The sequence below is a fragment of the Wolbachia endosymbiont (group A) of Gymnosoma rotundatum genome, assembly GCF_947250765.1.
Classification (GTDB): domain Bacteria; phylum Pseudomonadota; class Alphaproteobacteria; order Rickettsiales; family Anaplasmataceae; genus Wolbachia; species Wolbachia pipientis.
Map to the genome: position 1 here is coordinate 427,935 of NZ_OX366347.1, position 24,227 is coordinate 452,161.

A 24,227-nucleotide genomic window follows, 5' to 3' on the forward strand; every position below is an offset into this window, starting at 1 on the left:
TTTTAGTAGACCACCTTACAAGAACGTTTCTTGCTAATTCTGAATCCGAAAAAAGGACGCAGTAAAGTTATTTGTAAGGGAAGAATGAAACTTGTAGCTATAGCTAAACTGACTTACGATAATTTGAAAAACCGTCATCCCGCTGCTTGTTAGCGGGATCTAGAGATACCGCGGCGGTATGACGGTTCGCAGTGGTATGACGGTTCGCGGCGGGATGACGATAAGCTCGTCATCCCGCTACATTAATATTGTATTAATAAAAACTTAATAATAATCCTTAATAATATATGAACTAACATGTTCGCAATTTCGTATGACAGAGGAAACAAAAGATGGATATGCTTCCTTATACGTTGCAATTCAGGAAGGTAATATTGAAGCTGCAGAACTACTAATAAAGTGTGGCACAAACGTCAATGATCATTATGAACGCAATCGTACGCCACTGCATATTGCCATCGGACGCAAACAATTAGAAATAGCAAAATTGCTGATAAAAAATGGAGCAAACGTTAATGCAAAAACTCAAAATCATGGTAAAGATGATCTAACACCAATGCACTTTGCAGTTTTTGCAAATACGCCAGAATTTATAGAATTACTAGCTAGCCATGGTGCATTGATTAATGAAAGAGAAAGCACCGAAGGGTATACTCCTCTTCACTTTGCTGCTTTATATGGGAACAAAAATATAATACAAGCCTTAATTGATAAGGGACAAGATATTGAAGATGTGGACAATAATGGGCGAACAGCTCTGTTTTTAGCTGCTAGGCAGTGCACTGAAGCAGAAGATGATAGCAGAATAGAAATTATCAAGTATTTGATAGACAAGCTCAAAGCAGATGTAACAAAGAAAGACAATAATAACAATGCAGTACTCTTTCCTGCCGCTAATAATTGCCCTGGAAAAGTGGTAGAATTCATCATTGAGCAATATATAAAAATCTTTGAGTTAGAGAATTTTATCAACCACAAAAATAATGATGGAATGGATGCTTTGGATATTGCGCTGAATAGTGGAAACGAGAAAGCTATTGAAGTATTAAGATCATATGGAGCAGATATCAAGAATAAGGTAGATGGTAGCATTCAAAAAATTACTGCAGAAAAACCAAGTAGTACCCTAGACAGAGCAGAAAGTGCAGAGGTAGCGCCTCCAATTAAGCAAAGAGTATAAAGCTTTTTATAAAGCGATTATAAATTTCAGTAAGTTGCAGAGGCTCTACAATGGGAAGTGTAGTATGTTAGCAGATACAAATGACTAGATAAATTATATTTCATTAAAGTCATTTATCTTGAAACATAAGCAGGATTTTGTATAGTTGTTTCAATTTGGGTCTGTATATTGAAACAATGCGTGAAAATGACAGGTCATTGTACAAGAGATACCTAATTCGCCGACAAGAATACTAGATAAAGAAACTTACATTTCAATTATTTCACAATTTCTGTATAATCTTAAAAACTCAATTAGTGCGTTATGAAGATAATAATAGGTAATGCTAGTAAGGAATTAGGGGAATCAGTAGTTAACCGGCTAGATGTTCAACCATCCTCTGCTTGGATATCAAAGTTTACCGATGGTGAGGTAAATGTAGAAGTAGCAAATGATCTATATAATCAAGAAGTATATATAATACAATCTCTTTCTCCCCCTGTGAATGATAACCTTATGGAGCTTCTGCTTATAATTGATGCAGTAAATAGGTCAGGAGCAAAAAGAATAACGGCAATTATTCCTTATTATGGATATAGCAGGCAAGATAGAATTATCAAAAACAATGATATGCAATCTGCTTTAAGTGCCAAATTAGTTGCAAATCTTATTCAAACTGCAGGTGCAAGTAGTGTTGCAGTTATTGATTTGCACTCAAGTCAAATTGAAGGATTCTTTGATGTACCGGTAACTAATTTGAACTGCTTTGAAGCATTTGTTGACTCTATAAACACGGAAAATTTGGCAATTGTTGCACCTGATGTTGGAGCAATTGGCAGAGCACGTGCTTTTGCAAAGGCTTTAGAGGAAAAGTACAAGATAGGGTTAAATGATAAGATTATTGTAGTAGATAAATATAGGGAGAAAGCAGGCACATCTCAAGTAATGAACATAATAGGAGAAGTTGCAAATAAAAATTGTGTCATTGTTGATGATATAGTTGACTCTGGTGGAACATTGTGTAATGCAGCTCTTGCTTTAAAAGGCCACGGAGCAAAGTCCGTAATTTCATGCATCACACATGGCGTGCTTTCAGGAAGTGCAGTTGAGAAAATTTCTTCCTCTTCTTTAGATAAATTAGTGATTACGGATACCATACTTCACAAATTTGAAAAAACTGGTAAAATAGAAGTTGTTTCGGTTGTAAATATTTTAACTCACTTTATCCAAGGAGGTAAAGATGCCAGCTAAGTCAACAGAAGACGTTATTACTTCACTAATAGAATTTGCAAATAAGAGAAAAATAACAATTACCAAAGAAGAAATGCTTAAAATTGCACAGCTTGTAAGGATTAAGTTATCAAATGACGAGATTGATCACTACTCCAAAGAACTGACAATGCTGGATTGGATACACGATACTTTATTGCAAGTTAATACTGAAGGTGTTTCTCCTATGCGTTATGGCAGCATAGACAAGGACATTCATGTACGCGATGATGTTATAAATTCTCAAAACATTAAAAAAGAGATATTGTCCAATACAAAACCTGAGCATGGGTATTTCGTAGTGCCAAAGGTTATAAGCGATTAAAGTAAAATAAGGCTCATATCAAATCTATAATAGATCTACTTTCAAAAATAAGACCAATCCGGTAAAGAAGCATTTGTGGGAGTGGAAACCATTTTTTGATTTTTCTTTACTAAGTCTACTAAATATAGTTTAGAGTTGCTTGGTGATTCTGTTCTTGTAAAAATGATTTCTCTACCATTTGGTAACCATGCCGGGGATTCAATTTTATGCCCCTCTGAAAGCAGACGTTCTTCTTTGCCATCTGGCTTCATAACTCCTATGTAAAATTTTCCTGACTGAATCTTTGTAAAAGCTATCAGATCTCCTTTTGGCGACCAAACAGGCGTAGCATATCTTCCACTTCCAAAACTAATTCTTTTAGGTTTTTTACTTTTGTTAGTAAAATCGATAACGTACAGTTGCTGACTCCCACTTATATCAGAACTAAAAGCCATATACTTTTGATCTGGAGAAAAAGAGGGAGAAGTGCTTATAGCTGAACCTTTAGTAATTTTTTTTGTTCGTTTACTACTTAAATCCAAAGATAATATATTCGTTTCACCACCCAATGAGTGGGAAATTAAAAGAGATTTACCATCGGGAGAAAATCTTGGTGCAGAAACAACTCCTTCAAATGCGCTGATTATTGATTCAGTGTTATCTTTTAAATTTTTTAATATTATATAACTTTTACCATTTGCGTACGAGATATAAACAATGCCCTTTCCATTTGGTGAGAATCTCGGTGTTGACACAAATCTATCGCCATTTGTTAAGTATTTTATATTACTTCCATCTTGATTCATCACAGCAATTTTACGCACAGATTTGTAGTTGCTATCTTTTTCTTCAGCGATATACGTGATTTTTGTGTTGAAGTGCCCTTTCTCACCAATTAATCTATCATGTATCACATCCGAAACGAGGTGACCAATTTTTCTCCAGTCTTTTGCTGGAAAAACAACTGACTGAGTAAGTAATTCTCTTTTTGTAAAAGCGTCAAATAAACGAAATGATAGCTCTAATGCACTACCAGATATTTCGCTTAAACTTACTGTGACTACAGTATCGCTTTTCCAAGATTTAGATTCAGCTTCCGCGCCACGTTTTACATTAAATAAGCCACAATTAGATAAATTTGTTCCTATTACCTTTGCAATATTTTCGCTTAATTCGCTTTCCAACGCTGTTTTACATGTACATTTAGATACAACAAGACCAATGTTACCAACACTGCTTTTTTTTATATCAACATATAAAGCAGCTTTTGTAAAATAAGGAATAAATAACGAAATAAATAACACCAGATGAACGAATAGCTTCATTCATTTCATACCTGTTCTATCTGAACCTCAATTATAGGCCTTTTTAGTAAATATTCCTTTAAGATACTCAATATTGAACTTTCAATCTTATTTTTAATTTTTTTTGTTGGCTGCAAACTAAACAACGACTCAACTTTCTTGACAATTTTCTGTATGGTAGCTGCATCTTCTAGCACTTCAAAAACACCAGGTACAAATACTTTTGGTTTAGCAAGCAATTTATTTTTCTTGTTTACAACTGCTGTTACCACAATAACTCCGGCATCTCTCATTCTTTTACGCATTTTTATAACACTGCTCTCCGGATGACGTAGCAACATACCATCAATACCAAAGTAGTCAACATCAATTGAATCAACCTTTTCTCCGTTCTCCAAATTAACAATATCACCTGGTGCAATCATTATTGCTTTTGCCACACCGCACTCTTTAGCAAATTTTACATGTGCATGCGTGTGAATATATTCGCCGTGAACTGGAATAGACATCTTCGGTTTTATTAAAGAATACATTTCCTTTAGCTCTTCTCTTGTTGGATGCCCAGAAGCATGAACATGCTCTGTTTTTTCAGTAATAACTTCTACCCCCATCTCAATAAAGGCATTGAGCATGTTGTGCGCACGAGTTTCATTTCCAGGAATGATTTTTGACGAAAAGATCATGGTATCACCTTGCTGCATTTTAAATGCTTGATGACTCTTAGCAGCAAGTCTTGCGGTAGCTGCCAGTGGCTCACCTTGACAACCTGTGCAAAGTAGCACCAGTTCTTCCCTTGGAAAATTTACTGCTTCCTTTGCTTCAAGAAACTGAGGAGAATCAGTTAAATAACCACTATCTTGCGCAACTTTCACTATTCTCCATAAAGATCTACCAAGTAAAACTACTTTTCTATTTAGTGCTTTTGCAGCTTGGCTTATCGTTTCAATTCGTGCCACATTTGAAGCGAATAGCGAAACAGCAACTAATTTTTTAGACCGCTTTATTATGTTATAAATATTATTATAAATTTCACCTTCTGACTCAGGGTGATGCTTGCTTAATATATTGGTTGAATCGCAAATTGCTGCAAGCAGGTCACCTTTATCGCCAATTTCTTTTAGACGCTCCATATTAGAAGTTAATCCAACAACAGGTTTTGGATCAAATTTCCAGTCTCCGGTATGGAGTGCACTACCCATTTCAGTGCTAATTAATATTGAATTTGCCTCAGGAATTGAATGAGTTACATTTATAAACTCGACGGTAAAAGGACCCAAATTTATGCTGCCATTTATGTCTACCTCTTTTACAGGCACTATACCTTCCAATCGAAATTCTTTTAGTTTTTCTTTAAGAAAATTAACCGTAAACTTTGTTGTATATATGGAGCACTGCAACTCTTCCCACAAGTGGGGCACTGCACCGCAGTGGTCCTCATGTGCATGTGTAATTATTATTCCAAGTAAATCTTTTTTTCTTTGAGCAATAAAATCTATATCAGCAATGAGCAGCTCAACACCTGGCATAGTTTCATCTGCAAAACCAACACCAAGGTCGATCATAATCCACTTACCTTGGTAATGATATAGGCTAACATTCATCCCGATTCTTCCTACTCCCCCAAGCGGAAGAAATAAAAACTCATTTTTGTTTATATTCATTAAATTTAAATTATTAAAACCTGAGAATAGCAAAACTTCGACCTTAAATAAAGAAATTTATTGCTTTTACATAGTTTTAAGGAACTAAGAAGTTTCTGTTGGCTAATAATAACACTATTGTTAAGTTTTCCATTAATAAGGTCAAAGAATTGCAGGATTAAATGAAAACCCGTAAACAGTTACCCCTTTATGTCATTTAGCAGATTTCTTATTTTTTTTTTACTTTACTAAAAAACCCTTCAGATTGCTGTTGTACACTTGCATTTTCCTCTTCTTCAAGCGCTTTTAATAGTTCAATTTGCTTTTTAGTTAAATTTTTTGGATTTAAAGTCTCAACTATTACCTGTACATATAAATCACCACGAGCATGTGAGTTCATATATGGCATACCCTTTTCCCTACAACGTAGTTTGGTACCAGTTTGAGTGCCTTCAGGGACCTTTACTTTTATTTTAGCTCCATCAATTGATTGAATATCGATTTCACCACCAAGCACTGCTAGTGTCATTCTTATAGGCACTTTACAGTGTAAATCTGCTTTATTTCTAGCAAAGATTTTATGGAAAATTATTTTCACGTATACGTATAAATCTCCACTTTTTCCACCTTTTGTTCCAGCTTCTCCTTTACCACTTATCCTTACCTTAGCTCCTTCTTCTATGCCTTTTGGAATTGAAACGGATATATTTACTTCATCTCTTCTACGTCCACTTCCACCACATTTCTTACATTTGTTTTGTATTATTTCTCCTTCCCCATAGCATGTAGTACATGTTCTTTCGATGGTAAAAAAGCCTTGTTGAGTTCTAATCCTACCGCTTCCCTGGCATGTGTGGCACTGAACTGGTTTAATTGCTCCTTCGCCACCTGTGCCTTGGCATGTATCACATTTTACATTTGTCACATAATGTATAGGCGCTTGTATTCCTTTAAATGCATCTTCTAAGGTAATTTCAAGATCATAACGTAGGTCTGCTCCAGATACTCCTGTTGTACTTCTTTTTGCTCTCGATCTACTTGCACCACCACCGAATCCTCCACCAAAGAAGTCATTGAATATGTCGCTAAAATCTCCTGCAGAGCTAAAGCCTTGAAATCCACCAGAAGCACCTTCGTGGCCATAACGGTCATAGCCTGCCCTTTTCTCAGAGTCAGACAGAACTTCATATGCAGCTGTTACTTCTTTAAATTTTTCCTCTGCTTCTTGATTGCCAGGATTTCTATCAGGATGATATTTTAATGCTAATTTTTTATACGCTTTTTTTATCTCATCAATACTGGCATTTCTGCCTACTTCCAGCAGATCATAGTAGTCTTTTTTGCTCATATATAATAGTTTAGTGCTTAACCTTTAAAGATAGGTATTACATATATTAATTTCAAGTGTGACTTCTGTTTCCTATAAAATGTGGTGCACCCTGAGCGACTTGAACGCCCGACCTTTTGATCCGTAGTCAAATGCTCTAATCCAACTGAGCTAAGGGTGCTTTCACAAAGTTAACTTTAGCAGATTTTGTGGCTTGATTCAATTAATTTGGCTAAAAATAAAACTGTTAATTTTTACCACGCATGAACCACTCACAACTCCCAGACTGCTGTTCCACATTAGGATTATTAAATTCACTATAAGAAGGAGAAGCGCTTTAAGGAAAGTAAGGAGGAGCGCTTGGAGTAGTATTAGGATATTGAGGAGAGTAAGGAGGTGGTGCATCACGAGAAGAATCTCCATAACCATGCACTTGTTTAAGATAGCTATCTACCGCTCTTTCAGCTTTCTCGATATTTTCTGATTCTTCCTCATGCTTCATATGAAAAGCTAAACCACCAGCAAAACATACGAGAGAATTAACGCCAAGGATAGCTAAACCCCACACTGGTAAGACTGGGTAAACAGCACAAGCTACCAAAGCTGCCAAAGAAACAACGCCAACCGCAAATTCTATATTTCTGAACGTTTTAAATTTACTATCCAGGTAATCTATTTTTTCTTCTTTTCTAGCCACTTTTCTGCTGCTGTTATACCAAAAACACATACCAGCATGGAAAGCAACACACACAACTGCAGCTACTATACCCAAAGCTAATAGCTTTCTATTGTCTTCTGAGTCTTTTTTCTTATCTTCTCTGCTTTGATGGCTACCACTACTGAAACCAGGGTTATTTATAACTGTAGTATGACCAACAAACAGGCTGCGAAGTAGTAAATAATCCCAAAAATCTAAACCTCTATCATTGTATACATGTATATGTGTAGTCTGAGGGCCTGTAGGTTGTGCGTTATTCCCTGCGTTATATTGATCATCTCTGATTCCTGTATCGTGCCTATTGCTTGAATTTGGATATGTAAATTCTTCATACACATTTTTAAAATTCTCCTTGCTCCAAGTTAAATTCGGTGTATTATTACAATACTGTAGAAACCCTTCAATATTATTATTATTACCTAATTTCTTTATATAGGCTAACGCATACCTTTTTAAAACACTATCACTTGCTACCATAAATACCCTCTTAAGTTAAGATTAAATTAATAAATATTTATTATAACAAGATAACATCTACTTGTCAACTTGAGCCTGATTCAAGTATCCGTTCAGAGTGTGGCAGAAGAACTTATTCAAATAAAGTAGGTGGTAAAATATAAACATTTTATAAAGTGAAAAATGGACTTTTCAGACCACTGCCGAGCTAAAAAAGCCCTGAAAACCGTGATACTTAGGCCACTTCTTGCTTAAGCTGTACAATTTCAGCTTGAGAAAGGCCAGTGGATTCAGCTATTAAATTAACAGATACACCAGCTTTAAGTAAATTTTTTGCAACTTCGATTTTTCCTTTCTCTATACCTTCCTCAAGTTTGTATTCAAGAATGGCTTCTTCCTTACGTAGATCCATTATTCTTTCTTCGTAAGCTACTAAATCTTTTTCATTCCAGCTAAACCTGTCTAATTCATCGTAGGCTAACTTTATTATTGGTGCTTTTTCTGCTATTTTCCTTAAGTCTTCTTCCGTAGTTTCATCTGCATATTGTTGTCTAAGTGAAGAAGGTCGCCCCTCCTCACTCGACTTCAAAACCGTACGTGAGACTTTGCGCCTCATACGGCTTCTCTCCAATTTGGTGCTTTTCATGCACACCTCCTGTGTAATTCATCGTGACAATGTCCATGTAACAAAGATAAGTTTTTGATCATGTTGTTTCGTCTATTCCGGTCTTTGTGATGTATTTCTATTGTATCATCATTTTTAAACCATAGTCTACAATTATCACATTTACTTTGTTGTAACTTCAATAGTTTTATTACTCTTAATGGCTTATCTGGTATTTTTCTCAGACGTTTACCCCAATATACCCAATCACCATCATATGGAGATCTGGTTTTTTGCGCTTTGATATGTCGTTTAATATCATGATCGCTGTGTATAATAAGATGTATCTTGTTACTTGTCATAAAACGCCAGTTATCGTTATTATACTTTTTAAAGTATTTTCTTTTTATCCAGCATTTCCCTTTGTTTGGGTGCCTAAAGACTGCCCACTTCCAGAGCTTTCTATGTATAGTATTATCCAATGAGCTAAAGATTTTACATGAAACTACCGAAGAGTAATATTGACTCCATCCTCTGTTTATTGGATTGAGATTCCTTATTATTACTTCCTGTGGCGCCCCACGCATTTCTCTAAGTTTATGTTTAATAGCAAATGTATGCTGCTTTATAGAATTACGACTTGGTTTTATTAATAATGTGTAACCTTTTTTACTTTCTTTTGTTGGATATTGTCTTATTGAAAATCCAAGAAAATCAAATCCTGGTTTTGTTTCGTCAATGGTTCTTAATGTATGAGAAATTCTTGTTTTAGAGGGCTTTAATTTTAGTCCAATGGTTTCTAACCATTCTTCAACTAAAATTTTTGCTTTAAGAATAATCTCTTCGTTTTCATGTATGATGACAAAATCATCACAGTAGAAAATTACACTAATAGACTTTTGCGCGTTTTTATGCGATATCCTACCATATTTTCTTTTCATGCATTGAAAGAGTTCGTTTGTTAATGCTTTTTTGATATGTTGCTCTAATCCGTGTAATGCAACACAAGCTAGCAACGGTGAGATCGTCCCTCCTTGAATTGTACCACGTTTTGTGGATTGAAACTTTCCATCTTCCATAACGCCTGCCCTTAACCATCTTCTTATGATTTTCTTTAACGTTGGTGTGGTTTTCAAGCAGTTTATTATGGTTAATATTGTCAAAACATCCAGAAATATCAGCATCTAATATATATGCTGTTTTCTGTTTTAGCACATCAAATATGGCTTCAATTGCATCATGACATGATCTACCAGGTCTAAAACCATAAGTGTTTGGCTCAAGTTTTGCTTCCCATTCTGGTTCTAAAGCCATTTTTACAAGTGTTTGTTTTGCTCGACACGATATAGTAGGTATACCAAGCGGGCGATGCTCCGATGGCTTACCAGGTTTTGGGATCCAGACGCGTCTTGATGGCTTTGCTTTTTCTTTTATATCTAAAGAATATGATAGTTGTAATCTTTCTTTTTGATTAAGATTAGCCTTTCCATCAATACCTGCAGTCTTCTTCCCCCTATTGTCCTGTGCTACTTTCCTAACAGCGAGTGTTTTTGCACTTGTTGATTTGAGCAATAATTTTTGAAGATTATGCATCTTTTTGATATCATTACATTTAGAAGCTTGGTAAATTCGTTTTTGTAGCTTAAATGAAGATTTCTTCAGCTTTCGCCAAGGAATTCCATTCCATTCATACCTAGCTTTTTGCTGGTCCATAACATATTCACTACTATTCACCACTTTACCTTCCAAATTAAAGTGTTTACGTCTGCATATCCCAGATATTACTTTGGGCATTAGCTTCTTAAACAATCCTTCCACATAGCAGCTTGTGGTTGGCTACCTACTTATATTTTAATGAATATAAGAGCTTTTATGTGGTTACTCCGTTCCATGGCTTCGTTTCACGTTAAACTTAGATTCCTACTATTTGCCGGAAGCTGGGAACATCAATAACTAAAGTCTTCAATCTTTAGTTCCACTTTTGCTTCATACCGTTTTGGTCTATGCGTAATTCAACCTCCTTTCGCATACTATGCTTTGACGACAATTCAAACATAGGTTCCTCTCGTAATCATATCTAACTCTGTTTGCAAGGATTCACCATGAGGTTTAGTGTTACCTGCTTTTATCTCATGCTTGCACCCCAAAGGTTGCCACCCTTTAAAATGTGAGATATACATTATCCCCGATGTCTAGGGAAAGTGGAATTTAACCACCACAAAACCACGACTTTCAGGGTCGCACTAAAAAAATAAATCCATTTTTCAACAATATTTGAAAGCTGATCTTCTTTTGTCTTATTAAACTTTGGTAGCTCGATGAAAGTGCAACTAAAATCTTTGAGATCATGTTCATAGGTAATTTTATCAAAAGTAACGTGATCAGATTTGTAAGCCAGCTTGTTAGGAAATAAGATAAAATCGGCGATAGCAATAAAAATAACTCCTTTAAGATCTTGATCACCTTTGTGAGCTTGACTTGAATAAGCTTTAGCAGCATAGTATTGAGCGCGTTTCTCAAAACCTTTATCACGAGCAAACTGGTCAGGTAAGGAAGCAGTATTACTACTACTCCCTCCCTTAGAAACCTTACTATTACCCACAAATATGAGGTTCGTGAGCAAGTCGCCATCCTTCTGCTAGATCAAAGAGACGTCTCCACCCTTTCCAAAGAGTAATTGGTCCTGGTTTTGGGTCGCTTTTTCTTGCTAAATGACCTCCAAGTTCACGAAACGGCTTCTTTTATAGTAGGGGCTATATTTGGACATGGTTTCCTGTGTATTTTAACATATAAAACTTTCCATTCTTCCTCAGCTAATAAGGCAGTACATGGTAATGTTGGGTTAGTTCTTGCAATTGATGTAATAAAGAAAATTCTCCAAGCAATAATGCTCATGACTGTTAAATACCTCATTAATCTTTCTGCTGTTCCAAGTCTACATTCCTCAACTTTGAGACCAGATTTTAAAATCTTATGCAATATCTCTATTTTCCATCTCAAACAATACCAACTAACTTTTTCAACAGCTTCTTCAAAAGTACTGACCGGAAAAAAGCATCCACTCTAGAGGACTTGCTTCGGGAGGAGAGTTTTTTTCAACAACATGAATTGCGTGAAGTTGTAGACTCTGTCGGTTTATATTTTATGTGACCTTCTTTACATTTTATATGGCCTTCATGTGATAAATTTTCCGAATCTAATTTCTAAAAACGCTGTCCTTTTTTGCTTGTTATCTCTAGCAGGGATTTCAACTTCTACTTTTCCAGCGCAAGGGAGACCTTGGATAAATGACCATAATTTTTGCTTGTTCCTGGTATGCATGAATTTTTTATTTACATTTCTGTTGTGGCGAGCTCTTACTAAAATTGCTGAGTTAAGATTATGTGCAAGTTCAAAAAAATCATGCATATCTGCTTCTCTGTCACATACAGTTATAGCTTCGGTTTGGGCCAGATCTATAATATTATTTGTTTTCTTTAAACTTTCTAGCCATTTCATACTTTCTTTATCCTCAATATGAACGTTGTTACGATGGCTCTTTAGTCTTTTTTCTTCTTCAGAAATGAGTTGCCTCGAGTAAATCTTTTGATCCAGTATTCCCAGCTTCCGTACTAACAGCAAGGGCTGTATGCATTACTGCTCCTTTTCCAGCAATAGTTCCCAATCCGCTTATGGCTTGAGTATGAAATATAAGTTGTATCTTGAATCACAAGAATTCTTTTATGAGCTTTTGTTCTTTCAACTGTTTTATCAATGTGTGAAGCTAGAATATCGACTTCTTTTACGTTCTCATTTTGAAAAAAACGTTATGCTGCTTTTGCTTCTGACCAACTTCCGCATGCCTCATTAATTGAGCTTTCAGGTAAACTTATCAAACTATCAGCAATCTTTACTAATCGGTCAGTTAATCTTTTATCTCCAAGTACAGCATCTCCAAATTCATTTTTAGCCCATTCATTACTCTCATTTGCCATTTTTATACCCTCAATATTTGCAAACTCTAATATTGTAATACTTTATTTATAAGTACATTTATATTTGTGGGTAATAGTAAGATTTGATATGCTGCCAACACTTATGTTCAAATTAAAAATGTCATTTATGATACTAGCCACTTCACGCTTTGAGTTTTTGTAAAATCCGCTGAGTGCTGCAATTATAGACTTAACCCTTGGACCAAATGTATCTGGCGTAACACCTTCTGGTAACTTACTACTTTTTCTTTTTCTGCATCTCCAACAACGACCATGTTCCAATTACTACATAAGGCCTAATTTCCGGAAGATCAACTTTTTGGTGAACATAAGGTTTTTCGCATATTACAAGCTCTCCTCCGCATTCGCAAATATTAGGCAACTCTATTTTTACTACTTTATCCGCTTCCGTTGTGGCATGAAAATTTCCTTTATGCCCAACCTGATCGCCAACATTCCTTTCGCTTTTTGGCTTGTCCTTTTTTGTTTTGTACAATTCTTTAGAGCTCGGTAGAGATGAATTTTTCGAGTTTAAACCAAGCCTCTCTTTCAACTCAGCGTTCTCAATCCTCAAGGCCTTATTTTCTGCCTCTAACTCTTCTATCCTCCCTTCCAACTTTTCTATTTTTTGCTGTAAATTTTTGCAGAGTTCTCAAAGGTTTACCACATTACCTCACTTTTGCTCTATGATTATCTTTATTATCTTGCTTTGTCTACCTTATTCTACCACTCCGCTGAACGGATACAATTTACTAAACAGAAAAAAAGGCAAAAGAAACCCTAGGGTAGCTAGTTATTCACTATCCATTTTTTAAGTTGGCGTTTTTTAATGTTTTAAATAGCGCGTTTCAGCTTGTGTAGGTAAAAACCTAGAAATATTGTGAAGACATAAGGTGCACATAGTGCAAAAAATTAAAAATAAGACGCCAACTACGTTGTTTTCTTGCTGTTTAATCTGCACAGATGAAGATAACTGAATACCTTCAGTTTTATGATAAGGGGGCTGGCGAAGGGTGTCAAGCAAGTTTTTTCGTTTCTATTTCCAATAAAAGTTTGTTATATGGTTATGCAAGAAGTCTATTATAAATGAAATGAATGTGAAAAATATCTTATTAGCGTTTTTAGTACAAATGGTATTCAGTTTGCCGCTATTTGCAGCTGATCCTGTTTTGCTCAACTGCATTGAAACTCCAGAAATATATGACCTTGATGCAAGGCCAAAAAATTTTAGCTCTTCAAACAATTTAAGAAGGAAACCTGGTTCTCCAAATAGTGCAACAGGAGAATTAATACACATAGTGGGTAGAATTACTGATATAAACTGTTTACCAATACAAAATGCTGTAGTTTCTATATGGCACGCGAATTCACGCGGCGTGAACCATTACGATAAGAATATAGAGGATGATCCGAATTTTGCTGGATCAGGAAGGTTTGTAGTGAATAATCTTGGCTATTATAATTTTATTACGATAGCACCTGGTAAAATTGGTGATAGAGCTCCACATATTAACTTTCTAGTTCAACATCCGGATTTTCCGGAATTCACAACGCAAATGTTTTTTGTTGACCATAATTGCGATAATTGTGCTGATCCTGTTCTTGGAGATTTTGTTAGTAATGGGCTTGCAAGCCTTCTCATAACACCATTTACTTACAGTGATCAGGTCATAAAAACCTATACGTTTAACATTACCTTGGGCGGATATAATAAGTTCTCTAATAAAAGATAAAAACCCTTGCATGTAAGGGAGTCCATAGTAAACTTAAGTGTTATTGTACTTAGGATGTATATGAAAAATATCTTACTGATGTTTTTGCTATGTTTTATGTACAATTTACAATTATTTGCAACGGAGATACCAGCAATGAAAATAACAATTTCTAAAATTTCGCCCGATTTTAAAACAATAGTAATGGGTTTATTTGAAGACAACGAAACCGTAAATGATAGCGGAGTTTTGCAAAGAAAACAGGTCATAGATAATATAAAGCAATTTAGCGATTTCAATGGAAGTTTTGGTGAATTTTTCTCTACTGCTTTGCCAGAAGAAAAAAATGTTATAGTTGTTGGACTGGGTAAGAAGGATGAATGGAATGAAAATAAAGAATTAAATATTGGTGGTAAAATATATTGTGAGCTAAGCAGATTAAAAATTAAAAAAGCAGCGGTTTTAATCGAAGGTAGTGCAGCAAATGTTGCATATGGTGCGTTTCTGCGTAGTTTTAAGTTTGATAAGTATAAAACTAAAAAGGATGAGAAAATTACAGAGGTAGAGGAGATTACCGTATTAGTAAAAGATAAGCAATTAAGTAATGCTGAAAGATCATTTGAGCACTTAAGGCAAGAAGGTGAGAGTATATTCCTTGCGCGCTCTTTTATAACAGAGCCTCCTAACATTCTATATCCAGAATCCTATGCTGATCATATAAAAAAAGAACTTACTAAGCTTGGCCTTGAAATCGAGGTGCTTGATAAAAAGCAGATGGAAGAGAAAAAAATGGGAGCCTTGCTTGGAGTTGCACAAGGAAGTAGTAAAGAACCAAAATTAGTAGTGATAAAATGGAATGGGGCTGCTAAAGAACAAAAGCCAATAGCTTTTGTTGGTAAAGGTATAACGTTTGACACTGGTGGAGTATCACTCAAACCTTCACGTGGTATGGAGTCAATGAAATATGACATGGCAGGCTCTGCTACTGTGGTTGGGGTGATGCATGCTTTAGCAGGACGAAAAGCAAAAGTAAATGCGATCGGTGTGGTCGCACTTGCAGAAAATGCAGTGGGTGGTAATGCTCAAAGACCAAGTGATGTAGTAACTTCAATGTCTGGACAGACAATAGAAGTGTTGAACACCGATGCAGAAGGAAGGCTCATACTTGCAGATGCTTTATGGTATACGCAAGACAGATTCTCACCAAAATTTATGATTGATCTTGCAACTTTAACTGGTGCTATAGTGGTTGCACTTGGAAATAACGAATATGCTGGTCTTTTTTCAAATAATGATGAATTAGCAAGCCGTCTGATTGATGCAGGAAATGAAGTAAATGAGAAGTTATGGCGTTTTCCTATGAATGAAACTTATGACAAAATTATTGATTCACCGATTGCTGATGTTCAAAACATCGCTCCTGCAGGCTCTGGTGGAGATAGCATAATGGCTGCACAGTTTTTACAGCGTTTTGTGAATGAAACTTGCTGGGCACATTTAGATATCGCAGGCACTGCTTGGCACGAAAAAGGTACTGACATTTGTCCAAGAGGAGCAGTAGGTTTTGGTGTAAGGTTACTTAATAAGTTGGTTGAGAAGTACTACGAAGCCAATGATTAAAGGTCTTTATACTGGATTTATGGCTTAGCTACATGAACGTTTATTTTCGAGGCGCAGCAAATGAAAGTAGCTGATACATATTTCTTTTTTTCTGGATTCCAGTGTCAGCTACTTTCATGACACCCTGACAACCGTCATCCCGCTACTTGTTAGCGGCTGAGATACCGCGAATGAATCGCGGTATGACGGTTCGTGGCGGCGTGACGATAAGCTCGTCATCCCGCTGCTTGTTAGCGGGATCTAGAGATACCGCGGCGGTATGACGTAGGACTGCTGTCATTCCAGTGCTCCTTTTTTTGTCATCCAAGTAGCCTCCTATGGTGTCATCCCAGTGCCCAGACACTGGGATCCAGTTGAGCTATTTCAACAAAAATACTGCATTTTGAGATGAACGTTTATTTTCACCAGATTATTTACAAGTATAACAATTAAAGTCTGGATTCCAGTGTCAAGCACTGGAATGACACCGTCTTGGATGGAAACCAGTGTTGGCTACTCGGATGACATCATAGGGGCGCTGGGATGACACCCTGACAATCGTCATCCCGCTGCTTGTTAGCGGCTAAGAGATACCGCGGCGGCATGACGTAGGGAAACCGTTTTTTGGGTTAGCTATAACAGTAGTCAGGAAACAATAGCTTAAAAAGAGACTTAGTGTTAAATTTCTAATAGATTACTTATAAAAATAAATCTTATGGAAAGCAGAGCTAAGGCTTGGTTCATTTGGCTGATTAGTAACTTGGTTGTTATATTCAGCAACATGCAGATAATTTATACCTTTATAAGTGTAAATCTCGAAAAGGAACTTGGACTTACAATCGCGCAAGTTGCACTGGCTAATTCAGTATATACTTGGACTTTCGCCATCTTACAATTTTTTAGTGGAGCAACGTTTAATGTTTTTTCCAGTAAAAAAATTTATTTTTTCTCGTTATCAACTATGATCTTGGGGTTTTTTGTCCTTATTAATAGTGACAATTTCTCCCATTTGATTTTGTCTCAAGTGTTGATTGCAACTGGAGCATCATTTGGTTTTATTGGTGCTGCTCACACAAGTAGCATATGTTTTTCCGCTGCCCAATTTGGACTAATGTTTTCACTAGTGCAGACAATTTCAAGCCTTTCTGCTTTGGTAATTCAAATACTGTTCTCTAACTTGCTTGCCGAAGATGCATATTGGAAAAATCTGATTGTATGCATAATACTATTTGGTGTGTTGATATTTGTACTTACGCTTTTTTGTCCAAACACACTTCCAGAAAGCAGCTCAGAAAAGCGCACAATAAAAAGCTCTATGAAGACAGTAATGTGCTCTATATTAACAGTGCTAAAATTAAGAGATATCTGGATAACTTCAGTGGTGGGTGCTATTACTTTTGGAACATTTTTAGCACTTAATACCTTGTGGGCTCCAAGGTTACTGGGCAACTCAGAACTCAATGCAATGGAGTCAGGTATAGCAACTGCAATACTATGGCTTGGTCTTGCAGTTGGTGCTCCAATTGCAGATCGAATCTCAAACTTATTTAAAAATAGGAAACATGTAATTTCTGCTTTTGCTTTATTGCAAGGCGTCTCAATTATTATTTTACTATACAGCCATTTAACAGTCCACGTTGTGTACTTTTGTATGTTAATGTTCGGGTTTTTTGCGGGAGGACATATGCTTAATTTTACTGTCGGCAGCGAGATTGTGAAACGAAAATACATCAGCACATCATCATCCATTATCAATGGATTTATGTTTATTGGCAGTGGAGTTATAGTGTCAATGTTAGCACTTTTTACAGATCATAAAATGGCACTTTTTGCAATATTTGCGATATTGATAGTTGCCGGTATTTTAAATTATGCAACAAAAGAGACATACTCTAAAAAATAAAGTAGCTGAATCTCGAGTCGATTGCTATATTATATTTACGTATTGTAATATTTATCAATAATGGATCACGTTACAACAAAAGACACAACAGTAACTAAGGCAACGATAGCTGGAGATATAAACCAAGAAATAGGATTATCAAAGGAAGACTCTGTTTCGATAATAGATGATATATTGGACGAAATAAAGACAAGCTTGGTAAAGGATGGAATAGTAAAAATATCGTCATTTGGAACATTCTTGGTTAAGAAAAAGAAGGAAAGACCAGGAAATATACCAAATACATCGGAGAAAGTGATGATTCAGGCAAGAAATTCAGTTTCTTTTAGGCCTTCAAAAATTATAAAAAAATCAATCAATAATTAATGAACAAGGAAAAATTATTTTATACGATTGGGGAAGTAGCTGAAGAGCTACATTTGGAACAGCATGTTTTGAGATTTTGGGAAGGTCAATTTCATCAAATTAAGCCTACAAAGCGTAAAGGAAGAAGGCTATATGATCGCAAGTGTATAGAGGCCATAAAGAAAGTAAAATACATGCTATATGATAAAGGATATACAATAAAAGGAGTGCAAAAAGAATTTGGTAATGATATAAAAGTCACAAAGAATTTGTTGCAAGAACTCACCGATTTGAGGGACTATTTAACTAGTAAAATAAATAACGAGGAAAGTAACAAGCAGGCGTGAAACACTACGTCTCGCTAAAATTTTGGAGTTTTGTGAGAGTTTAAAATGTGGCATATAGCCTCATTTCTTATGTTATTAGCAATATTAATAGGCTGTGGCCTGCAAAAACCTGCACCTGTGCTGCTTAAAGGCGAAGAATTTTACGGAAAAAGAGATCTGGAATATACAAGAGAGTACCATTTAATTAGGGAGCCTTCAGTGCAAAAAGAAAGTAGAAAAGCCATCATAAATAGGATATACAAAGATAACAATAATACACAAAATGTGGGGGTAAATTGTAAATTTGTAATGCCAGTTAAAGGTTCAGCTACCTCTTCTGATGAAATGTGTAAGGATGGCATAAAAATTGCTGCTCAAAATGGAACGAACGTAGTTTCCTCTGCACCAGGCAAAGTGATATATGTAGGCAAAGGGTTGAGATGGTATGGGAATTTAATTATAGTGGAACACAAAGATAATTACATGACTGTGTACTCCTATTTAAAAAACATACATGTTGAAATTGGCGATAAAGTAAAGCAAGGTCAAGTAATTGGATCTGCAGGTAAATCAAGCACACAAGATAAAGATCCACAGATGTGTTTCACAATACGACATAATGGCCAAGCGGTTGATCCTTTGATGCATATGAACTGTAATTGAATTTGGATTTATATGAAATATGATTTTAAAAGTGTTGAAAAATTTTATCAAGATAAATGGGATTTTTCTGTAAGCAAGAGTGGTAAACAAGAAAAGTGTTACGTGTTGGAAATGTTTCCATATCCATCTGGTAAAATTCATATGGGACACTTACGTAACTATGCAATAGGGGATGTGATAGCGCGTTACAAGAGAGCTAATGGATTTGAGGTTTTGCATCCAATTGGCTGGGATGCGTTTGGATTACCAGCTGAGAATGCAGCAAGGGATAACAATATTAGCCCCGAAATATGGACAAAAGAGAATATAGATAATATGCGTACACAGTTGAAATCTATAGGTCTTTCTTATAATTGGGAGCGTGAACTCTCCACATGTGAGCCTGATTATTACAAACACGAACAAAAATTTTTCCTGGATTTTTTAAAGCATGGGCTTGCCTATCGAAAAGAATCATGGGTTAACTGGGATCCAGTGGACCAAACAGTGCTTGCAAATGAACAGGTGGTTGATGGAAAAGGATGGCGATCAGGTGCAGTTGTTGAAAAACGTAAGTTGTCCCAATGGTTTTTAAAGATTACTGATTTCGCTGAAGATTTACTCAAGTGCCTGCAAAGTTTGAAAAATTGGCCAGAAAAAGTCAAAACAATGCAGGAGCGTTGGATAGGAAAATCTGAAGGAGCAACTATAGAGTTTGAAGTAGTTGGCCTGAATAAGAAATTAAAAGTTTTTACAACTTATCCTCATACTTTGTTTGGGGCTTCTTTTTGTGCAGTGGCAGCAGAGCATCCTATTGTGCAGGATTTAAAGAATGGTTCTTCTGTTGTCATCCCAGTGCTTGACACTGGGATCCAAGAAATAAAATCGAAAAGAGAGAACGATGAAAAAATAGGAGTTTACACCGGATTAAACGTCAAACATCCATTTCTTGATAAGGAATTGCCGCTTTACATAGCGAATTTTGTGTTGATGGAATATGGGGAAGGCGCGATTTTTGGTTGCCCTGCACATGATCAGCGTGACTTTGAATTTGCACAGAAATATAATTTGCCGATAATTCCCGTTATTTCTTCAGCCCACTTAGGTGTCATTCCAGCGCGTGACCAGAATTCTTACAATGGATCCCAGTGTCAAGCTACTCAGATGACAAAGGAGGCGTATACTGGAGACGGGACAATGTTTAACTCCGAATTCTTAAACGGATTAATGGTTAGTGAAGCAAAGGAAGCCATAGTTAAAAAATTTGAAGAAAAAAAAATAGGCAAAAAAACAATAAACTATCGTTTGCACGATTGGGGAATTTCGAGACAACGTTATTGGGGATGCCCTATACCTATTATATATTGCAAAGACTGTGGTACTGTTCCAGTGCCAGAAAAAGACCTGCCTGTAATACTGTCCGCGGATGTGGAATTCACAAGTGGTGGCAATCCACTTGATAAACATCCTACTTGGAAATTTGTTGATTGCCCAAAATGTGGAAAGCAAGCAGAGCGTGAAACTGATACGTTTGACACCTTTTTTGAATCCTCTTGGTATTTTGCTGCATTCTGTAGCGAAGATAAATCAATAGACAAAGATGCGTGTAATCGTTTTATGCCTGTTGATTATTATATAGGTGGAATAGAGCATGCAATTCTGCATTTGCTTTACTCACGATTTTTCTGCCGTGCTTTAACCAAATGTGGCTATTTTGATATTAAAGAGCCTTTCTCTACTTTAATCACTCAAGGAATGGTCTGCCATGCAACTTATAAAGACGAAAATGGTAAGTGGCTATTTCCCGCAGAAGCAAAAGAGTTGATTGCACAAGGAGCTAAGGTTCAAGTGGGCAAAGTTGAAAAAATGAGCAAATCGAAAAAGAATACAGTTGACCCAAACTTTATCATAGAAAAGTATGGTGCTGATACTGCTCGCTTGTTTGTGTTGTCCGACACTCCTCCGGAGAAAGATATGGAATGGTCCGATGATGGCGTGGAGGGTTGTTCTCGTTATGTAAATAAATTGTGGCGTATGGTCATGCAGCTAAGACCTGTAAATATACACTATGATAATGAAAATGTTACGGGTGGACTTCTAGAGTACAGAAAAAAAATTCATAAACTCTTACACGGACTTACAGATGACTTGGAAAACTGCAGATTAAACTGTGTAGTGGCAAAATTTCGTGAGATGACGAATTTAATAGCTGAAATAGACGTAAAAACTGGAAAATCTCTTATTGATGAAGGTATATGTATATTAATCAGAGTAATCGAACCATTCATACCACATCTAGCTGAAAGCCTATGGCAAGAAATAGGAGGTCAACCTTGGCCAAAAGCTGATGAATCATTATTAGTTGACGATACGGTAACTATAGCAGTGCAAATCAATGGAAAATTACGTACAACAATCAAGGTGGCAATTAACTTACCTCAAGAAGAATTGAAGAAAATAGCGATAGACTCTGTGTCCAGTAAGATCGATCAAAGCAAAGTTCGCACTGTATATGCTGTACCAAATAAGATAGTAAATATAGTTGTATAAAAGACCTGAGTAGTACGTTTTATATAATCTGATTTTATGGCTATACTTTTTTTGACATGTAGTTATATCTTTTTTAATATAAAGGATATATACTTATGCATTATATATTTTTTTGTATGAGGAGTTATATGAAAATAAAGAGATTGTGCGTTTTGGCTGTGTTGCTTACTTCATCTCTAGCAGGTGCAGCTAGTAATAGTGCAAGTAAGTCAGAAGATAAGTACTATGCAGGTTTAAACTTTGGTGCTGGTTGGGGTGGTGGCTTTAAAATGAAACCTGGTGTTGTTCTTGGTTACCATTATGACCAAAACTCTAAATTTGAACTTGAGGTTCTCAGTAATATTAAGTCATTAAAGAGCATAGGAGCTAGCTTATTGGCAAACTACCGCTTCTATCCTGACCTTGATATTGATCCCGTTAAACTATATGTCAGCGGAGGTTTAGGAGGATATCTCCAAATAACACCTTTTGGCTTTGGTGTTAGTGATACAGTTGATGGTGATGACAATAGTTCACAAGAAGAAAAAGAAAAGGAAGAAGAAACACAAGGTGCTCCAGAATCAGGTGGTGAAGCTGCTGGTTCATCTGTAGTAGATAAAATACTGAGTTCTATTTCCTATAAACTAAAGTTAGGTGTTGATTATGAAATTACTCCGCAGATAATTGGTGCAGTTGGTATGACCATGGGTGGGCAACTAAGTGGTATAAAAGCAAAACAAATACCAGATGCAACTCTAGAGATAGGGGTACGTTATAATTTTTAATGCTGCTACTTAGTTCATAAAGGTAGAGACGATGTTGAGGATGAAATAAACAGCATTAAAAAAAATCCGAAAACGTATTTTCGAATATGGTTTTGAACGCTAGCTATAGATTAGAAAAATAACAAGAAAAAGGGTAAACATACTGTAATTGCTGTTGAATGATGGAGTCCATTATTTTAGCACGAAGTAACGAATTCAGTAGAATAAGTTCTTCAAAAATAATTTAAACTTTTATTAGTAGGAGCAGTCTCATGGAATATTATAGCGATCTCACTAAAAGAAACTTTTATAAGTATCGTTGATGAGAAAGGAAAAATTGTTAAGGAAGAAGTTGTTGCAAGAGAAAGTAAGGCAATAGCTGAATTTTTTCTTGGTCAAGGCAAAAAATATGAATCCATGGGAATAGAAAGTGGACAGTTGTCAATTGACCTTACCCAGAAAAAGTGGAGAGAAAGTGTGGAATGTTTTTTACAAAAAGAATGATGCATCAAATTGTTCTGGAATGCAATAGTTAATAGTGACGTTGTTTGTTATAAAAAATTTCTATATATTCAAATATAGCAGTTTTGATATGCTGTTTAGAGTGCCGAGAGGTGTCTATTGGTAACTCCCTTTTTAGAGAACTGAAGAAGCTTTCCACAACAGAATTGTCGTAACAACAACCTTTATGATTCATCTATGTTTTTTATGGATAAGAGATATTGATACCCTTGCGCAGTATATTGTGAACCTTGGTCACTGTGCAGCAGTAGATTTTTAACAGGTTTACGCCTATTAATGGCCATTAATAAAGAGTTCATAACCAATTGTTTATTTATTGCACTACTCATTAACTACCATACGTGAGAATTATTGCTGCCAAATATAGCCATCCCTCCTTGGTTTTGATGTAAGTAATCCCATACTTTATTTGGTTGATCAACAATAAAGTTTTGATCTAGTATATTGGGAGCTACAGCTCTATTATCTGTTTGTTGTTTTTTAATTTTAAACTTTCTTTTCAGTATAGCCCTGATGTCATTTTTCTGCATAATACTTTGCACCGTTTTCAAATTGCAACTTTTACCCAAAGCCTTCAATTCAGCATGAATTTTAGGAGCTCCATATCTACATTTAGAAACTTGATATATTTTTTGAATAGCTTCGAGTAGCTCTTTATTTGCTGATTCTCTACTGCTTATTTTTCTTGTGGTCCACTTATAGTAGCCACTAGCAGAAAATCCTACATAATTCCTGTACTTTATAGCAGTTACTATATAAAAAAATATTTTACTCTTTTTGACTGGCCAGGGCTTTTTTTTAAATGTCTCTTTCCCTTGTTACTCTTGCTTTGTAAATCAAACCTCTCTTTGTCGTAAGGAGCCATGTTACCTCTACCTGGAAATGCATCTGCTGCCGACTTTTTTTCGTTGTGTTTCTTTATCCATTTTCCTAATAAACCACCCTTTATTCCTAAATTCTTTGCTATTTTTGTAATTGTTTGACCTGCCTTTCTTTGTTCATTTGCCAGTTTAACAGCTTCCAATTTGAATTCTGCTGTATATTCTCTTACCATTTCTAATCCTCCAAAATTTTATTTTACCCGAAAAAACTCCTTTCTTTCTCTCCACTTTTTCTGGATAAGGTCAAAC

Annotated in this window: 18 protein-coding genes, 1 tRNA gene and 5 pseudogenes; 11 read left to right on the top strand and 13 right to left on the bottom strand. The window is 35.9% G+C overall.

The window, feature by feature from the left end; genetic code table 11:
- The first annotated feature begins 313 nt into the window (after positions 1 to 313).
- The 3 genes from OOK97_RS02115 to gatC all read left to right on the top strand — a co-directional run bounded on the left by OOK97_RS02115 (position 314) and on the right by gatC (position 2,753).
- Positions 314 to 1,180 carry an ankyrin repeat domain-containing protein gene (locus OOK97_RS02115; protein ID WP_006280296.1) on the top strand — a complete coding sequence of 289 codons (867 nt, stop codon included), beginning with the start codon at positions 314 to 316 and terminating at the stop codon, positions 1,178 to 1,180.
- 303 nt (positions 1,181 to 1,483) lie between these two features.
- Positions 1,484 to 2,410: a ribose-phosphate diphosphokinase gene (locus tag OOK97_RS02120; protein WP_264705521.1), complete on the top strand. Its 927-nt coding sequence runs from the start codon at positions 1,484 to 1,486 to the stop codon at positions 2,408 to 2,410.
- Positions 2,400 to 2,753: an Asp-tRNA(Asn)/Glu-tRNA(Gln) amidotransferase subunit GatC gene (gatC, locus tag OOK97_RS02125; RefSeq protein WP_015588776.1), complete on the top strand. Its 354-nt coding sequence runs from the start codon at positions 2,400 to 2,402 to the stop codon at positions 2,751 to 2,753. The genes OOK97_RS02120 and gatC overlap by 11 nt, the downstream gene beginning before the upstream one ends.
- Positions 2,754 to 2,794: 41 nt before the next feature.
- On the opposite strand, the gene OOK97_RS02130 is transcribed toward gatC, so the two are convergent.
- The 11 genes and pseudogenes from OOK97_RS02130 to OOK97_RS02180 all read right to left on the bottom strand — a co-directional run.
- Positions 2,795 to 4,057: a Tol-Pal system protein TolB gene (locus tag OOK97_RS02130; RefSeq protein WP_006279726.1), complete on the bottom strand. Its 1,263-nt coding sequence runs from the start codon at positions 4,055 to 4,057 to the stop codon at positions 2,795 to 2,797.
- Positions 4,058 to 4,062: 5 nt separating this feature from the next.
- Complete coding sequence (locus OOK97_RS02135; RefSeq protein WP_012673044.1) at positions 4,063 to 5,697, bottom strand: ribonuclease J; 1,635 nt, start codon at positions 5,695 to 5,697, stop codon at positions 4,063 to 4,065.
- A 208-nt stretch (positions 5,698 to 5,905) separates the two neighbouring features.
- A complete protein-coding gene (gene dnaJ, locus OOK97_RS02140) occupies positions 5,906 to 7,024 on the bottom strand; it encodes a molecular chaperone DnaJ (RefSeq protein ID WP_012673045.1) in 1,119 nt (372 codons plus the stop codon).
- 82 nt (positions 7,025 to 7,106) lie between these two features.
- Positions 7,107 to 7,184: transfer RNA gene (locus OOK97_RS02145), tRNA-Arg, on the bottom strand.
- 156 nt (positions 7,185 to 7,340) lie between these two features.
- Positions 7,341 to 8,198, bottom strand: a complete 858-nt coding sequence (locus OOK97_RS02150; protein WP_264705522.1) for a hypothetical protein — start codon at positions 8,196 to 8,198, stop codon at positions 7,341 to 7,343.
- A gap of 214 nt (positions 8,199 to 8,412) precedes the next feature.
- A pseudogene (locus OOK97_RS02155) lies at positions 8,413 to 8,724 on the bottom strand (nuclease/transposase family protein); the annotation flags it as partial.
- Positions 8,725 to 8,819: 95 nt separating this feature from the next.
- Positions 8,820 to 9,821 carry a group II intron maturase-specific domain-containing protein gene (locus OOK97_RS02160; protein ID WP_406719937.1) on the bottom strand — a complete coding sequence of 334 codons (1,002 nt, stop codon included), beginning with the start codon at positions 9,819 to 9,821 and terminating at the stop codon, positions 8,820 to 8,822.
- On the bottom strand, positions 9,703 to 10,575 hold the full coding sequence (locus OOK97_RS02165) for a reverse transcriptase N-terminal domain-containing protein (RefSeq protein WP_406719926.1): 873 nt from the start codon (positions 10,573 to 10,575) through the stop codon (positions 9,703 to 9,705). Before OOK97_RS02165 ends, OOK97_RS02160 begins: the two co-directional genes overlap by 119 nt.
- A 451-nt stretch (positions 10,576 to 11,026) precedes the next feature.
- Positions 11,027 to 11,323: pseudogene (locus OOK97_RS02170) on the bottom strand (PD-(D/E)XK nuclease family transposase); the annotation flags it as partial.
- A 52-nt stretch (positions 11,324 to 11,375) separates the two neighbouring features.
- Positions 11,376 to 12,755: pseudogene (locus tag OOK97_RS02175) on the bottom strand (IS4 family transposase).
- A 54-nt stretch (positions 12,756 to 12,809) separates the two neighbouring features.
- Positions 12,810 to 13,380 (bottom strand): annotated as a pseudogene (locus OOK97_RS02180) (DUF6444 domain-containing protein); the annotation flags it as partial.
- A 466-nt stretch (positions 13,381 to 13,846) separates the two neighbouring features.
- Here OOK97_RS02180 and OOK97_RS02185 point away from each other — a divergent pair.
- The gene (locus OOK97_RS02185; protein ID WP_253303174.1) at positions 13,847 to 14,488 is read left to right on the top strand and encodes a protocatechuate 3,4-dioxygenase; all 642 of its coding nucleotides are present in this window, start codon (positions 13,847 to 13,849) and stop codon (positions 14,486 to 14,488) included.
- A gap of 96 nt (positions 14,489 to 14,584) precedes the next feature.
- Positions 14,585 to 16,087, top strand: a complete 1,503-nt coding sequence (locus OOK97_RS02190) for a leucyl aminopeptidase (RefSeq protein WP_264705524.1) — start codon at positions 14,585 to 14,587, stop codon at positions 16,085 to 16,087.
- 142 nt (positions 16,088 to 16,229) lie between these two features.
- Here OOK97_RS02190 and OOK97_RS02195 read toward each other — a convergent pair whose 3' ends face one another.
- On the bottom strand, positions 16,230 to 16,430 hold the full coding sequence (locus OOK97_RS02195; RefSeq protein ID WP_174515785.1) for a hypothetical protein: 201 nt from the start codon (positions 16,428 to 16,430) through the stop codon (positions 16,230 to 16,232).
- A gap of 351 nt (positions 16,431 to 16,781) precedes the next feature.
- Between OOK97_RS02195 and OOK97_RS02200 the strand changes: the two genes are divergently transcribed.
- The 6 genes from OOK97_RS02200 to OOK97_RS02225 all read left to right on the top strand — a co-directional run bounded on the left by OOK97_RS02200 (position 16,782) and on the right by OOK97_RS02225 (position 22,596).
- Positions 16,782 to 17,969 (top strand): MFS transporter, encoded by a 1,188-nt coding sequence (locus OOK97_RS02200; RefSeq protein WP_006279883.1) that lies wholly within the window; start codon positions 16,782 to 16,784, stop codon positions 17,967 to 17,969.
- A 60-nt stretch (positions 17,970 to 18,029) separates the two neighbouring features.
- Positions 18,030 to 18,335 carry an integration host factor subunit alpha gene (locus OOK97_RS02205; RefSeq protein ID WP_006279881.1) on the top strand — a complete coding sequence of 102 codons (306 nt, stop codon included), beginning with the start codon at positions 18,030 to 18,032 and terminating at the stop codon, positions 18,333 to 18,335.
- Positions 18,335 to 18,661 carry a MerR family transcriptional regulator gene (locus tag OOK97_RS02210; protein ID WP_006279880.1) on the top strand — a complete coding sequence of 109 codons (327 nt, stop codon included), beginning with the start codon at positions 18,335 to 18,337 and terminating at the stop codon, positions 18,659 to 18,661. Before OOK97_RS02205 ends, OOK97_RS02210 begins: the two co-directional genes overlap by 1 nt.
- A 45-nt stretch (positions 18,662 to 18,706) precedes the next feature.
- Positions 18,707 to 19,303 carry a murein hydrolase activator EnvC family protein gene (locus OOK97_RS02215; protein ID WP_006279879.1) on the top strand — a complete coding sequence of 199 codons (597 nt, stop codon included), beginning with the start codon at positions 18,707 to 18,709 and terminating at the stop codon, positions 19,301 to 19,303.
- A gap of 12 nt (positions 19,304 to 19,315) precedes the next feature.
- On the top strand, positions 19,316 to 21,832 hold the full coding sequence (leuS, locus tag OOK97_RS02220) for a leucine--tRNA ligase (RefSeq protein WP_264705525.1): 2,517 nt from the start codon (positions 19,316 to 19,318) through the stop codon (positions 21,830 to 21,832).
- Between the two features lie 128 nt (positions 21,833 to 21,960).
- Positions 21,961 to 22,596 (top strand): hypothetical protein, encoded by a 636-nt coding sequence (locus OOK97_RS02225; protein WP_077188484.1) that lies wholly within the window; start codon positions 21,961 to 21,963, stop codon positions 22,594 to 22,596.
- A 468-nt stretch (positions 22,597 to 23,064) separates the two neighbouring features.
- On the opposite strand, the pseudogene OOK97_RS07560 reads toward OOK97_RS02225, so the two are convergent.
- Positions 23,065 to 24,151 (bottom strand): annotated as a pseudogene (locus tag OOK97_RS07560) (IS3 family transposase).
- Between the last annotated feature and the right edge of the window lie 76 nt (positions 24,152 to 24,227).

Coding starts and splice junctions, on each gene's coding strand:
- OOK97_RS02115 (WP_006280296.1), top strand. CDS start 314: ATGACAGAGGAAACAAAAGATGGATATGCTTCCTTATACGTTGCAATT.
- OOK97_RS02120 (WP_264705521.1), top strand. CDS start 1,484: ATGAAGATAATAATAGGTAATGCTAGTAAGGAATTAGGGGAATCAGTA.
- gatC (WP_015588776.1), top strand. CDS start 2,400: ATGCCAGCTAAGTCAACAGAAGACGTTATTACTTCACTAATAGAATTT.
- OOK97_RS02130 (WP_006279726.1), bottom strand. CDS start 4,057: ATGAAGCTATTCGTTCATCTGGTGTTATTTATTTCGTTATTTATTCCT.
- OOK97_RS02135 (WP_012673044.1), bottom strand. CDS start 5,697: ATGAATATAAACAAAAATGAGTTTTTATTTCTTCCGCTTGGGGGAGTA.
- dnaJ (WP_012673045.1), bottom strand. CDS start 7,024: ATGAGCAAAAAAGACTACTATGATCTGCTGGAAGTAGGCAGAAATGCC.
- OOK97_RS02150 (WP_264705522.1), bottom strand. CDS start 8,198: ATGGTAGCAAGTGATAGTGTTTTAAAAAGGTATGCGTTAGCCTATATA.
- OOK97_RS02165 (WP_406719926.1), bottom strand. CDS start 10,575: ATGCCCAAAGTAATATCTGGGATATGCAGACGTAAACACTTTAATTTG.
- OOK97_RS02185 (WP_253303174.1), top strand. CDS start 13,847: ATGAATGTGAAAAATATCTTATTAGCGTTTTTAGTACAAATGGTATTC.
- OOK97_RS02190 (WP_264705524.1), top strand. CDS start 14,585: ATGTACAATTTACAATTATTTGCAACGGAGATACCAGCAATGAAAATA.
- OOK97_RS02200 (WP_006279883.1), top strand. CDS start 16,782: ATGGAAAGCAGAGCTAAGGCTTGGTTCATTTGGCTGATTAGTAACTTG.
- OOK97_RS02205 (WP_006279881.1), top strand. CDS start 18,030: ATGGATCACGTTACAACAAAAGACACAACAGTAACTAAGGCAACGATA.
- OOK97_RS02210 (WP_006279880.1), top strand. CDS start 18,335: ATGAACAAGGAAAAATTATTTTATACGATTGGGGAAGTAGCTGAAGAG.
- OOK97_RS02215 (WP_006279879.1), top strand. CDS start 18,707: ATGTGGCATATAGCCTCATTTCTTATGTTATTAGCAATATTAATAGGC.
- leuS (WP_264705525.1), top strand. CDS start 19,316: ATGAAATATGATTTTAAAAGTGTTGAAAAATTTTATCAAGATAAATGG.
- OOK97_RS02225 (WP_077188484.1), top strand. CDS start 21,961: ATGAAAATAAAGAGATTGTGCGTTTTGGCTGTGTTGCTTACTTCATCT.